The organism is Streptomyces sp. NPDC014676 (genome assembly GCF_043084105.1).
Taxonomy (GTDB): Bacteria; Actinomycetota; Actinomycetes; order Streptomycetales; family Streptomycetaceae; genus Streptomyces.
Map to the genome: position 1 here is coordinate 236,535 of NZ_JBIBZI010000001.1, position 12,935 is coordinate 249,469.

11 protein-coding genes are annotated in these 12,935 nt (G+C 69.3%); 2 read left to right on the forward strand and 9 right to left on the reverse strand.

Annotated elements, in window-relative coordinates; genetic code table 11:
• Window positions 1–104: 104 nt before the first annotated feature.
• The 5 genes from ACF1DX_RS01120 to ACF1DX_RS01140 all read right to left on the reverse strand — a co-directional run bounded on the left by ACF1DX_RS01120 (window position 105) and on the right by ACF1DX_RS01140 (window position 6,362).
• Window positions 105–1,877 carry an IucA/IucC family protein gene (locus ACF1DX_RS01120; protein ID WP_391789160.1) on the reverse strand — a complete coding sequence of 591 codons (1,773 nt, stop codon included), beginning with the start codon at window positions 1,875–1,877 and terminating at the stop codon, window positions 105–107.
• Complete coding sequence (locus ACF1DX_RS01125; RefSeq protein ID WP_391789161.1) at window positions 1,874–2,413, reverse strand: GNAT family N-acetyltransferase; 540 nt, start codon at window positions 2,411–2,413, stop codon at window positions 1,874–1,876. The genes ACF1DX_RS01120 and ACF1DX_RS01125 overlap by 4 nt, the downstream gene beginning before the upstream one ends.
• Window positions 2,410–3,702, reverse strand: coding sequence for a lysine N(6)-hydroxylase/L-ornithine N(5)-oxygenase family protein (locus ACF1DX_RS01130; protein WP_391789162.1), 1,293 nt, complete (start codon window positions 3,700–3,702; stop codon window positions 2,410–2,412). The genes ACF1DX_RS01125 and ACF1DX_RS01130 overlap by 4 nt, the downstream gene beginning before the upstream one ends.
• Window positions 3,686–5,128: a lysine decarboxylase DesA gene (desA, locus tag ACF1DX_RS01135; protein WP_391789163.1), complete on the reverse strand. Its 1,443-nt coding sequence runs from the start codon at window positions 5,126–5,128 to the stop codon at window positions 3,686–3,688. Before desA ends, ACF1DX_RS01130 begins: the two co-directional genes overlap by 17 nt.
• Before the next feature lie 184 nt (window positions 5,129–5,312).
• Window positions 5,313–6,362, reverse strand: a complete 1,050-nt coding sequence (locus tag ACF1DX_RS01140) for an ABC transporter substrate-binding protein (protein ID WP_391789164.1) — start codon at window positions 6,360–6,362, stop codon at window positions 5,313–5,315.
• Window positions 6,363–6,789: 427 nt separating this feature from the next.
• Here ACF1DX_RS01140 and ACF1DX_RS01145 point away from each other — a divergent pair, with 427 nt between their 5' ends.
• Both ACF1DX_RS01145 and ACF1DX_RS01150 read left to right on the forward strand, forming a co-directional pair.
• Window positions 6,790–6,990 carry a hypothetical protein gene (locus tag ACF1DX_RS01145; protein ID WP_391789165.1) on the forward strand — a complete coding sequence of 67 codons (201 nt, stop codon included), beginning with the start codon at window positions 6,790–6,792 and terminating at the stop codon, window positions 6,988–6,990.
• 287 nt (window positions 6,991–7,277) lie between these two features.
• Window positions 7,278–7,802, forward strand: coding sequence for an ABC transporter permease (locus ACF1DX_RS01150; RefSeq protein ID WP_391789166.1), 525 nt, complete (start codon window positions 7,278–7,280; stop codon window positions 7,800–7,802).
• Window positions 7,803–7,877: 75 nt separating this feature from the next.
• Here the strand turns inward: ACF1DX_RS01150 and ACF1DX_RS01155 are convergent, their stop codons facing one another.
• The 4 genes from ACF1DX_RS01155 to ACF1DX_RS01170 form a co-directional block, all read right to left on the reverse strand.
• Complete coding sequence (locus ACF1DX_RS01155) at window positions 7,878–8,573, reverse strand: hypothetical protein (RefSeq protein ID WP_391789167.1); 696 nt, start codon at window positions 8,571–8,573, stop codon at window positions 7,878–7,880.
• Between the two features lie 48 nt (window positions 8,574–8,621).
• On the reverse strand, window positions 8,622–8,927 hold the full coding sequence (locus ACF1DX_RS01160; protein WP_391789168.1) for a hypothetical protein: 306 nt from the start codon (window positions 8,925–8,927) through the stop codon (window positions 8,622–8,624).
• A gap of 32 nt (window positions 8,928–8,959) precedes the next feature.
• Window positions 8,960–11,164, reverse strand: coding sequence for a glycoside hydrolase domain-containing protein (locus tag ACF1DX_RS01165; RefSeq protein WP_391789169.1), 2,205 nt, complete (start codon window positions 11,162–11,164; stop codon window positions 8,960–8,962).
• A gap of 607 nt (window positions 11,165–11,771) precedes the next feature.
• Window positions 11,772–12,932: an acyl-CoA dehydrogenase family protein gene (locus ACF1DX_RS01170; RefSeq protein WP_391789170.1), complete on the reverse strand. Its 1,161-nt coding sequence runs from the start codon at window positions 12,930–12,932 to the stop codon at window positions 11,772–11,774.
• Between the last annotated feature and the right edge of the window lie 3 nt (window positions 12,933–12,935).

Below are 12,935 nucleotides of genomic sequence, written 5' to 3' on the forward strand. Positions count from 1 at the left end.
TACCTCGTTCGGATTCCCTTGTGGAACACCGGAGTTCACGGGTGCTCGTGCTGATGGGCGCCCCGGAGGACCGTACTCCGGGACGCCCATCGGTAGGGGGGCCGCTACCGCCCCGCGATCGGGTTCCTCAGGGTGCCCACCAACTGGAGCGCGCCGGAGGGGTCCGTCAGGTCCACCATCTGCTTGTTGTCGCGCAACTGGAGGCGGTTGAGGCAGGAGAGGGCGAACTCGGGGGCGAACATGTCGTACCGGGCGAACTTGTCCGCCAGTTCGGGGACCGACGTCTGGTACTCGCGGGTGATCTCCGCGACCGTGCCCCAGAAGACGTCCTCCGCCACGATGCCCTCCTCGGCGAGGGTCGCCGCGAGGAAGCGGAAGAAGCAGTCGAAGACGTCCGTGAAGATCGACAGCAACTTGGTGTCGTCCGGGACCTCGACGCGGATGCGGGACACCTCCGGCGGAAGCACCGCGTCCGGGTCCATCACCGCGATCTCCTCGGCGATGTCCTTGTAGACCGCCCGCCGCACCACCCCGTCCTCCAGCACGAGGATCACGTTCTCGCCGTGCGGCATGTACACCAGGTCGTAGGCGTAGAAGCTGTGCAGCAGCGGGACGTAGTACGCCCGCAGGTAGTGCCGCAGCCACTCGGCCGGGGCGAGCCCCGAGCGTGCGATCAGCGCACCCGCGAAGGACCTCCCCTCGTGGTCGACGTGGACCAGGGAGGCCATGGTGGCGAGCGACTCGCCGTCCTCCAGGGACGGCACCGGGCTCTCCCGCCACAGCGCGGCCAGCATCTTCCGGTACGGCGAGTAGCGGTCGGTCGCCTGCTCGTACTCCAGGTGCCGGTAGCCCACGGCGGCCCGCTCCCGGATGATCGACAGCCCCGTCGCCTTCAGCACCGGGTCGCCGTCGATGAGCCGGGCCAGCCAGTCGTTGATCGCCGGGGTCGCCTCCATGTAGGCGGCGGACAGTCCGCGCATGAAGCCCATGTTGAGGACGGACAGGGCCGTCTTCACGTAGTGCTTCTCGGGGTGCGAGGTGTTGAAGAAGGTGCGGATGGACTGCTGGGCCAGGTACTCGTCGTCGCCCTCGCCCAGGCAGACCAGGTGCCCGCGCGCCACCTCGGCGGCGAAGGTGACGGACAGCTTGTTCCACCACTGCCAGGGGTGGACGGGGACGAGGAGGTAGTCGGCGGGGTCGAGGTCCCGCTCGCGCAGGACGGCGTGGAAGCCCTCGACGGTCTCCTCGCCCAGCTCCTGCCGTATGAACGACTCGTACTCGATCCCCGCCCCGGCCGTGAACGCGGCCCGTGAGCGGTGCGCGGCCAGCCACACGAGCCTCACCGGGTTCGCCGTCTCCGGCGCGTACGCCAGGTACTCGTGGACGCCGAAGCCGAGCCGTCCGTTGTTGGCGACGAAGCAGGGGTGGCCCTCGGTCATCCCGGTCTCGATGGCCTGGAAGCCGGCGTCGACCAGCTCGGCGACCGGGACCTGCGGCTTGGTGAGCTTGTAGCAGGTGCCGGAGAGGGTGGAGGAGATCTCCTCCAGGTACACCGGCAGGACCTCCTCGCTCAGACCCAGCGACTTCCGCAGCTCGATGAAGAAGTCCAGGGCCGCGAGCTCGAGTTCGGTGTCGCCGCGGTGGCGGGTGATCGAGTCGGCGTCGATCACCCAGTGGTCCAGGGCGCGGAGCGTCGCCGTGAAGGTGTACCGGGTCAGGCCGTCGTCGCCGCGGACGACGTATCCGCCGTCGCCGGTGGCCTCCGGTGTGACGAGCCGCTCGTGGGCGAACTCGGCGAGTGCCTTGCGGATCAGCAGGCGGTTGGCCCGCGCCCAGCGGTGGGGGGACAGATGCGCCACGGCGTCGGACAGGGTCATACGGTTACTCCTCGCGAGGCCAGGAACTGTTCGCGCGTGCAGAAGCTCAGCAGCGCGCGCTTCTCCGGCTTGTCGATCTCACGCTCGGGCACGAAGCCCACGGCCTCGTTCAGCGCGTGCACGGCCTTGTTGCTCACGTCCGGCTCGACCACCACCCGCCGGGTGTCCGGGTCGGCGAACAGCTCCTCCATCACGGCGGTGATGACGGCCCGGGTGAAGCCGTGCACCGGCCGGTCGGTGGGGGCGACCAGGAAGTGCATGCCGACGTCTCCGGGCTCGGGGTCGTACAGGCCGACCAGTTCGACGTACCGGGGGTCGTACTTCTCCATCAGGAAAGCCGGTTCGCCGTCGTGCAGGCCCAGATAGGCGTGGTGGTGCTCGTGGGCGGCGATGCGCATGTACTCGCGCTCGACGTCCTGGAGCTTCGCGTCCTGCATCATCCAGAACGCCGCCTTGGGGTCGGTGACCCAGCGGTGCACCGACTCGGCGTCCCGCAGCGGGTCCAGGGGGCGGACGGTGAACGCACCGATGCTCATACGGAGAACTCCTGGAACGCGATGGTCTTCTCGACGGGGTAGTACTCGGTGCCGAGCAGCTCGCGGATGATGGTCGCGTTCCGGTACGGGCCCATGCCCAGGTCGGGGCTGGTGACGCTGTGGGTGTGGACGCCGGCGTTCTGCAGGAAGATGCCGCGGCCGGTGACGTCGATGGCGTAGTCGCGGCTCACGTCGAAGCGGCCGTGCCCGTCGAAGCGGATCCGGTCGCGGACGGGGTCGAGGAAGGCCGGCGGCTCGTAGTGGTAGCCGGTGGCCAGCACCAGGCCCTCGGTGCGGATCTCGAAGTCCTTGCCCTGCTCGTCCTGGTGGAAGCCGAGCGTGTAACCGCCGTCCTCGTACCGGGCTTCCGTGAGCGAGGAGTTGGTGAGCAGCCGGGTGGGGACGCCACGGCCGCCGCTCTCGACGTTCTTCTGGTACAGCAGGTCGAAGATCGCGTCGATCAGCTCCGAGTTGATGCCCTTGAAGAGGCCCTTCTGCTGCTTCTCCAGCCGGTAGCGGGTCTCCTCGGGCAGCGCGCGGAAGTAGTCGATGTAGTCCGGGGAGGTCATCTCCAGGGTCAGCTTGGTGTACTCCAGCGGGAAGAACCGCGGGGAGCGGGTGACCCAGTTGAGCCGGTAGCCGTGGACGTCGATCTCGGAGAGCAGTTCGTAGTAGATCTCGGCGGCGCTCTGCCCGCTGCCGACGACCGTGATCGACTCCTTGTCCAGCAGTTCCGCCTTGCGGTGCGTGTACTGCGCGTTGTGGAAGAGGCCCCCGTCCAGTCCGCGGCAGGGCTCGGGCACGAACGGCACGGTCCCGGTGCCGAGCACCAGGTGCCGGGCGCGGTACGTCTCACCGGCCGCCGTCGCCACGGTGTACAGCCCGTCGCCCTCGTCGTACGTCACCTCGGTGACCGTGGTGCCGAAGTGGATGCTGCTCAGCTTCCCCGCGGCCCAGCGGCAGTAGTCGTCGTACTCGACCCGCAGCGGGTAGAAGTTCTCGCGTATGTAGAACGAGTACAGCCGCCCCTTCTCCTTCAGGTAGTTGAGGAAGGAGTACGGGGACGTCGGGTCGGCCAGGGTGACCAGGTCCGACATGAACGGGGTCTGCAGGTGGGAGCCGTCGAGGAACATGCCGGCGTGCCACTCGAAGTCCGGCTTGGACTCCAGGAAGACGCCGTTCAGCTCGTCGATGGGCTCGGTGAGGCAGGCGAGGCCGAGGTTGAAGGGGCCCAGTCCGATGCCCACGAAGTCATAGGCGGTGTCAGGGGCTTCAGGAAGCGCGGTCAAGGGACTCTCCCAGGTACTGCTCGGCGTGGCCGGCGATCAGATCGAGGACGGCGGCGATGTCGGAGGTGGTGGTCTCGGGGTTGAGCAGGGTGAACTTCAGGTAGTGGCGCCCGCCCACCTTGGTGCCCGCGACCACCGCGTCACCGGAGGCGAACAGGGCCTTGCGGGCGTAGAGGTTGGCGCGGTCGATCTCGGCGGGGTCGGTGACGGCGGCCGGGACGAAGCGGAAGACCAGGGTGGACAGGCTCGGCTCGACCACGACGTCGAAGCGGGGGTCGGCGGCCAGCAGTCTCCAGCCCTCGGCGGCCAGGTCGCACACCTCGTCGAAGAGCTGCCCGATGCCGTCGGCGCCCATCACGCGCAGCGTCATCCACAGCTTGAGCGCGTCGAAGCGGCGGGTGGTCTGCAGGGACTTGTCCACCTGATTGGGGATACGTTCCTGCACCATGCGGCGCGGGTTGAGGTACTCCGCGTGGTAGGTGGCGTGCCGCAGCGTGGCCGCGTCGCGCACCAGCACGGCCGACGAACTGACCGGCTGGAAGAAGGACTTGTGGTAGTCGACGGTGACGGAGTCGGCGTGCTCGATGCCGTCGATGCGGTCCCGGTGCTTCAGGGAGGCGAGCAGTCCGCAGCCGTAGGCGGCGTCGACGTGCATCCACACGCCGTACTGCGCGCACAGTCCGGCGATCTCCGGCAGCGGGTCGATGGAGCCGAAGTCGGTGGTGCCGGCGGTGGCGACGACGGCCATGGGGACCAGGCCCGCCTCGGCGCAGCGTTCCAGTTCGCGGGCGAGGGCGACGGTCCGCATGCGCTTGTCGTGGTCGACGGGGACCGACACGACGGCGTCGGGGCCGAGGCCGAGCAGTTTCGCGGACTTCTTCACGCTGAAGTGGCTGACCTCGGAGGCGAAGATCCGCAGTTTCGCCAGGTCGTCGGTCTTGGCCTCCTCGCGGGCCAGCAGCAGGGCCTGGAGGTTGGACTGGGTGCCGCCGGAGGTGAACACGCCGTCGGCGGCCGGGCCGAGGCCGATGCGGCCGGTCGTCCAGTCGATGAGTTTCCGCTCGATGAGGGTGCCGCCGGCCGACTGGTCCCAGGTGTCCAGGGAGGAGTTGACGGCGGAGAGCACGGCCTCGCCGAGCACGGCCGGGATGACGACCGGGCAGTTGAGGTGGGCGAGGTAGCGGGGGTGGTGGAAGTAGACGGCGTCCCGGAGGTAGACGTCCTCCAGTTCGTCCAGCGCGGCGGTGGTGTCGTGCAGCGGCCGGTCGAGGTCGATGCCGTCGATGCGGGGGGAGAGCGCGTCGACGGTGACGCCGGTGAACGGCCGTTCGGTGGTGGCGAGTTTGGCCGCCACCCGCTCGACTCCTTCGGTCACGGAGCGGCGGTAGTGCTCCGCGGTGGTGTCGTTGAGCAGGTGCGAGCGCATGTGGGGGTCCTCCGGTGGGGACGATCCGGTGCGGGGAAAAGGCCGGCGGCGTGTTACTTAGGTTAGCCTAACCTAAGTAACACGCCGCGACACCGGACTCCGCCGTGACCGTGATCACTCCCGAGCCGGGAGTGACCGGACGTCACATCCGTTGTCCGCCGCCCTCGTCCGGGCGGTCAGGGGGTCAGCCGACCTTCTTGGCCTTCTCGATGGCCTCGGCGAGGTTGTCGAGGAGCGGCGTGCACTTGTCGTAGGACAGGATCGGCTCGGGGGAGCGGGCGATGACCTGGCCGGCCTTGACCGCGGGGAGCTGCTTCCAGGTCGCCTCGGTGATGTCGGCGGGCTGGATGGTCGAGGCGCGGTCGTCCATGATGATGACGTCGGCCGGGTACTTGTCGACGTTCTCCCAGCTCAGCGTCTCGAACCAGCCACCGGTCGCCTTCTTGGCCTCCTCCGGGGGCTCCACGATGTTCACGCCGAGGGCCTTGAAGTACTCCAGGTCGATGGAGAAGTTCGAGCCGGAGACGTAGAAGACGTCCTGCGCGGCGGAACCGGCCAGCACCCTGATCTCCGGGCGGGCCTTCGCGGCCTTGCGCAGCCGCTCGGCGGCGGCCTCGAACTTCTGCTTCGCCTCGACGACCTTCGTCGCCTTCATGTCGGCGCCCAGCGACTCGGCCAGCTCGGCCATGCGCTGCAGCGGCTTGGGCATCTGGCGGTCGTAGACGGAGACGGCCACGCTCGGGGCGAGCTTGGCGATCTTGTCCTTGGAGGCCTCCGGGACGTACCAGAGCGTCCCGGCCTCGTCGAACGTCGTGGAGATGAGCACCTCGGGCTGGAAGGCCGCGTACTGCTCGACGTTGAAGCTGTCGAACTTGTTGCCGAAGATCGTCAGCTTGCTGACGTCCATGTCGCCGGCCTGGACGTCGGCCTTGCCGTCCGTCGTCTTGGTCGGCCCGAAGACGCCCTTCACCTCGATGCCGTAGTCGAACAGCGCGGCGGCGACACCGGTGAACGCGACGATGTTCGTCGGCACCTCGTCGAGCTTCACGGTGGTGCCGCGGTCGTCCTTGAAGGTCCAGGGGCCGGACTTGGACGCACCGGACCCCGTCGCGTCCGAGCCGCCGCTCTTCGCGTCGTCGTCCCCGCAGGCGGTGAGCACGGCGCCGAGTCCGAGGGCGCCACCGGCGGCGAGCAGTCCCCGACGGGAGAAGCGGGCGGTACTGGCGTTCGACATGGGTGGGTCTGCTTTCGTGCGTGCGGGGCCGATGGCCTGAAACGCGATTAGGTTAGCCTAACCTCAAGAGATTGCTGAAGGCGGCCATCCTTGTGATGTGGGACACGATCCCGGTCGAGCGGAAGATGATCTTCCTGTACTGACTGGCGCCTCGACGGGACTGCGTCAAGGCTGTTCAGGGGGTCGTAGAGGGTTCTTTTCGTTCGTTCGCGGTGTCGAGACGTGTGATCGCCCCGGCCGTGCCGCGCTCATCCTTCACCTCCCCCTCCCTCCTCCTCTTTTCCTTGTGCCGCGTTCGGTGGGCCGGGTGCTGTCCGGATCCTCCGCACCTTGTGGCATGTACCTGATAATCCTGTTCTTGAGGAGTCCCGTTGAATCGCGTTCTGGGGCGGGTGCGCGCCGTCGGCGTTCTCGTCGCGGCCGTCCTGTGCGTCCCCGCCTGTTCCCGGGCGGGGACGCACAGGACGGTACGCGGGGCGCCTCGTCCGGTGACGACCCCAAGACCTGGACGCTGCCGCTGCAGTCCTACATGCCGGACGAGAAGCAGCAGCGGATGCTGACCGAGGCCCGGGCGCTGGTGTCCCGGCCGTTCTCGACCTCCTCGCGGAACTGCACTCCGACGGCATGACGATCGTGCTGATCACCCATGACCCCTCTGTGGCGGCCCGCGGCAACCGCACGGTGGCCATCCGGGACGGCGTCCTCAGCGAGCCCGGCGGCGCCGGTGGACAGGGGGAGCGGTGAAAGGCACCGACCTGCTGGGGCGACTCCGCCGGCCGCGCGGCGGGACCGTACGGCACCGTCCCGTCCCGCCGTCCCGGCTCACCGTGCGCGACCTGCTGGCCGAGGCCCTCGCCGGGGTCCTGCAACGCCCCGCGCGCTCGGGTCCTCACCTCCCTGGGCACCGTCCTCGGGGTGGGCGCCTTCGTCGCCGTCCTCGGCCTGACCGCGACCGCCTCGGCCCAGATCGACGACCGCTTCGACATGCTGAGCGCGACCGAGGTGGTGGTGGAGGACATCGCCCGCGAGCAGAACGAGTTCGTGGACCTCGCCTTCCCCGCCGACGCCGACGCGCGGGTGGGCCGCCTCAACGGCGTCGAGGACGCGGGCGTGTACTGGACCGTCGAACCGGGGGAGGGCGACACCCTGCACTCCGCGCCCGTCGCCCGCGCCTCGTCCGGACGCGCCGTGCAGGTCGTCGCCGCCTCCGCCGGGGCGCTCCGGGCCGCGGGCCCCACCCTGTCCCAGGGCCGGACCTTCGACTCCTGGCACGGCCGGAACCGGCAGCGCGTCGCCGTCGTCCGTGACTGGACGCCGGTGCTCCACCCGGCCGTGGCCGCCGGCGCCCCGGCGATCGGCCTGGGCACGGGGCTGTTCGCCGGGCTGTATCCCGCCTGGCGGGCCAGCCGCATCCAACCGGTCGAGGCACTGCGGCGCTGACCGCGCCGCCCGCGTACGAAGAGGGGCCGTCCCGTCACCGGAACCGGTGACGGGACGACCCCTCGTGCCGTCGGGTCAGTGCGCCCGCTGCTCCCGGTGCAGGCGCTTCGCGCGCTCGCGCCGGGACGGGGCCAGCACGTCCACGGTGACGCCGGCGCCCAGACCGGGCGTGACCTCCTGGACGCGGAACCGGTCGGCGACCTTCCGCACCCGGGCGTCGTCCGGGCCGAGACCGATGTAGAACAGCGACTCGTCGACGGGGTCGTCGTCGCCGCCCCAGCGCACCACGCCCTCGCAGTCGGCGAGGATGTCCCGCACGGTCAGCACCTGCAACGGGAAGAGCGAGCCGCTCGCGCCGGCGCCCGGACGGATCCGCACCGCGGTGCCGGAGGCGAGGTTCGACTCCGGCGCGTCCTTCTTCAGGCCGCCGATCGGCTGCCAGCCCGCGAGGTCGCCGCCGGGAAGCTGCTCGACCTCGTAGTGGTAGCGCCGCACGACGTGGAGCAGGATCGCCTCCACGTCGCCGATCCGGACGTCGACCTCCAGCCCGGTGCCGGACACCGGGCGCGTCCACACGGTGGAGACGTGGTTGGCCTCCTTCTCCAGGGACCAGCCGTTCGCCGACGTGGGCGCCTTCTTCCCCGGCGCCGCCACGGGCCCGGTCGTCGCGCCGTCCCGGGAACCGGCCAGGGCGGTGCCGGGGGTGACGAACCCCGCGGTGACCGCGGCGGTGATCACTCCGGTGGACTTCACCAGGACTCGTCTCGACATGCCGTTCACGCTGCCGCGCCTCTCGGTGTGCACGTCATTGTTCCCTTCTCACGGTGAGTAGATGATGAGCGCCGTGGTCGGCAGGAAGGTGGCCAGGGCGCTGAGCAGCCAGTAGGTGCGGGGTTCGAGCGGACTGCGGCGCCTGAAGGAACGGTTCACGGCGAGCCAGAGCATGACGTACGGGACGACGATGACTGCGACGATCGGCAGCCAGAACACCATGGGGTCGTCGTCCGTCGGTTCGGGACCGCTCGTCCAGCTCGCCGCGAGGAACCACAGCAGCCAGATCGGTATCACGCCCGGGATGCCGAGGAGCACGTTGACACCCAGGGCGACCTGCCACCGTCCGGTCATCGCGTTCTGCCCTCCTTCGTCCGCCGCCGCCACTAGCCGCGCGACAACGCGTTGTACTGCTCCAGGACGTTGTACAGACCCATCAGCTCCCGGCCGTACTGCTCGGCGTCCGGACCGGTGCCGTTGTACTGGCCGAGCACGGCCTCCGTGAGGTGGACGCTGCTGTTCAGGCCGGGCCGGTCGATGCCGAGCAGCTCCGAGTTCCAGATCAGCACGTAGGCGACCGTGCGGACGTTGTACTCCTGGTCGTCGTGGAGCTGGTACCAGACCTTGCGGAGGTCGGCCGAGGAGTTGTAGTCCATCCCCTCGCCGTTGATGATGCCTTCGCCGATGCAGTAGTTGCGGGCCTTGATGGCGGTCGCGGCGAAGATCTGTCCCCAGCCGGTGCTGCAGTCGTCCCTCTCGCCCGCCTTGACCGCCGCGTCGGCGATGAAGTCGAGCGGGTTGAGCTTGCGCAGCTCCCACAGGACCGGCGTCTGGATGAGCGCCTTGCGCATCCGCAGCGACCGGGCCAACGAGGTGAACAGCCAGTCCGCGTCCATCACCGCGTTGAACGCCTCGGTGGTGGAGATGCCGCCGAGGGAGGCCCAGTCCTTGTCGGTCCAGCCGTCGCCGCCGGTCTCCGGGACGCCGATCGACTCCAGGTACGCCTTCACGTCCTGGAGCAGCGGGGCCCGGTAGGCGTCCTTGTCCAGGTCGGTGTCCAGCTCGTTGATGTCGGCGCCCGGGTTGAAGTCGCTCTGGCCGTAGTCCCGTCCGGACACGATGTTGTTGTCGATCTCGATCGAGCCCGAGCCCGAGCCGACCGTGATGGTGGAGATCTGGTCGAACGCCCAGTTGGTGGGCAGCGGGTAACCGAGGTTGCCGGAGAAGCCGCTGGACATGTCGCAGACGAAGCTCGTCACCGCGTAGCCGGCGTCGGAGACGCGCTGGCAGACGTTGCGCGGGCCGTAGATGCCGACGCGGTAGCCGGAGTTCTCGCCGATGGTGCGCATGATGCCGCGGAAGTGCGGGATGACGTAGTCGGTGACCTCGCCGTCCATCGCGTCGTAGTCGACGGCGAAGTAGATGATGGTGCCGGCCTTGAAGCCGTGGTACCTGGCCCACTCGATCGCGCGGAACGCGTCGATGGTGCCCTGGTTGTGGCTGAAGTAGTCCGCGGACCGGCTCCACGTCTGGAAGATCGGGAAGCAGCTGAGCCCGTACTCCTTGATGGTGGCGAGCTCGCCCGGCTGGATCTGCTTCTCCGGCAGACTCGTGGCGGAGGGGTTGAAGAGGTAACGGCCGATGTACCTGTAGCCGGCGTCCTTCAGGGCCTGCGCACGCGCGGGCGTGATCTTGGTGACGCCGTCGCAGGCCGTGCCCTTGCGGGACTGGTCTCCGTAGGAGACGAGCAGTGAGGCCCAGGTCTGGAAGTCGCCCTTGCCGGTCACGGGGAGCTTGCTGAAGGACTGGAAGGTCTCCACGCCGGCCTGCACCGTGGAGGTGAAGTCACCGAAGGGGACGTTCCGCTTGTTCAGGATCATGGCCGCGGTGAAGAGCTGCGCCCAGACGCCGGTGGTGCCGTTCGACACGGTGTGGCTCTTCAGGCCCGACTGGGTGCCCGGTCCGAACACGCCGTTGGCGACGCCGTCCGCCATGCCCAGCTCGTACTGGATCGCGAACAGCATCGACTTGGCCACGTCACGGGAGTGGTAGCCGTCGCAGGGGATGACGTAGAAGTCCTTGCGCAGGATGTACCGGCCGTTCAGCCACTGCTGGATGGAACGGACGGTGTCCGAGCCGTTGCCGACGGTGACGTAGGCGTCCATGTTGAACAGCCCCTTGACCACCTTGGGCCACAGGGAGCTGCCCGGGTAGGTGCCCGAGACGCCCATGTTCTGGTTGAGCTTCACGACCGCGGCCTTGACCCGGTCGTTGTACTGTCCGTCGATCTCGCCGCCGTCGTAGCCCTTGCAGTACAGGGCGGACTGGATGATGCGGCAGAAGTTGGCCGACGGGATGGTCGTCTCGTCGAGCTTGCCGTACAGCTCCCCCAGCTTCCCGAGGGTGGTCGGGCCGAAGGAGTCGGACAGGGCGGTGATGCCCATCTCGTACTGGAGCGCCCGGGTCAGGGCGTACATCACGGGCCAGCCGGTCTGGCCGTTCTCGCTCAGCTTGGATATGCCCAGGGTCGCGCCGTCGTTGTACGTGGTGTTGATGAATCTCTGGGCGCGAAGCACCATCTCGTCAGCCATGGCTCCGTCTTCTCCTGTCGGTCCGGCACGGACGGGCTCTGTGGGGCCCGCTGGTCATGAGGTCGTTCGTGGTCGGTGCGGCTGCGCCGGGTGCGGCCTCGTCCGCCCGGTGGCGAGGGGTGACGGCGCGCGGGGACGTGTGACGGCCGCGGGCGCACGGCCGCCCCGCCCGGCGGCGGTTCCGCCCTTCAGGGGCGCGGGCCGGTGGGGTGTCCGCCACCGGATCGTGGCGCGGCGGCGTGGGGCGGGCCCCCGGGTGTCCGTGTACGCCGCCGCACGGTGGCGTGCGTCGCTGGAAGCTGTCGCGCGGACCGGGCGCCCCCTCGGCTCTGTGCCCGGCACGCCGGTCGCGTGCTCCGTGGCAACCTTCGTGATCTTGCTTTTGCCTTGACGTCCGGTCAAGTCCGCTATGGACGGACTGTGTTGTTCGGGTGGTCGAGGAGGGAGGTTCGTGATGAAACCGTGACCGAAGGGGAATGGGGATGGTGCACAGCCTGGAGGCCGTGTCGGGCGTCACGGGGTGCCACACGGGCGCCCGCACACGCCGACCGGCCCCGCGCCCGGTGGCGTGGGGCCGGTGTCCGCCGGGGTTCGGGCGGGCGGTGGCTCAGCCCGCCAGGCCCAGCTCCCGCGCGATCAGCATCCGCTGGACCTCGCTCGTGCCCTCGCCGATCTCCAGGATCTTGGAGTCGCGCCACATGCGGGCCACCGGGTACTCGTTCATGAAGCCGTACCCGCCGTGGATCTGCGTGGCGTCACGGGCGTTGTCCACGGCCACCGTGGACGAGTACAGCTTCGCCAGCGCCGCCTCCTTCTTGAACGGCTCGCCCGCCACCAGACGGCTGGCCGCGTCCCGCCACGCGAGGCGGGCCGTGTGGGCCTTCATTTCCATGTCCGCGATCTTGAACTGGATCGCCTGGTTGGCGCCGATCGGCCTGCCGAAGGCGTGCCGCTCCTTGGCGTACTTCACCGACTCGTCCACACAGCCCTGCGCCAGCCCCGTGCCCAGCGCCGCGATGGCGATGCGGCCCTCGTCCAGGATGCGCAGGAACTGCGCGTACCCGCGGCCCTCTTCGCCCAGGAGGTTCGCCGCCGGGACGCGCACGTCCTGGAAGGACAGCTCCCGCGTGTCCGAGGCGTTCCAGCCGACCTTCGAGTACGGGGCCGCCACCGTGAAGCCCGGCGTGCCCGACGGGACGATGATCGCCGAGATCAGCGGCCCCCCGTCGGGCTTGCGGCCCGTCACCGCCGTGACCGTGACCAGGCCCGTGATGTCCGTGCCCGAGTTGGTGATGAAGCACTTGGTGCCGTTGATGACCCATTCGCCGGTCGACTCGTCCAGCCGGGCCGTCGTACGGGTCGCGCCCGCGTCGCTGCCGCCGTCCGGCTCCGTCAGGCCGAACGCGCCCAGGATCTCGCCCGAGCACAGCCGGGGCAGCCACGTGCGCTTCTGCTCCTCGGTGCCGAAGAGGTGGACCGGCATCGCGCCGAGCGAGACGCCCGCCTCCAGGGTGATCGCCACCGACGAGTCCACCCGCGCCAGCTCCTCCAGGGCCACGCCGAGCGCGAAGTAGTCGCCGCCCATGCCGCCGTACTCCTCCGGGAACGGCAGCCCGAACAGGCCCATCCGGCCCATCTCCCGCACGATCTCGTACGGGAACTCGTGCCGCTCGTAGAAGTCACCGATCTTCGGCGCCACCACGTCGTGCGCGAACTCCTCCACGGTGCGGCGGAGTTCTTCCAGTTCGGGGGAGAGCTTGTGGTCCATGTC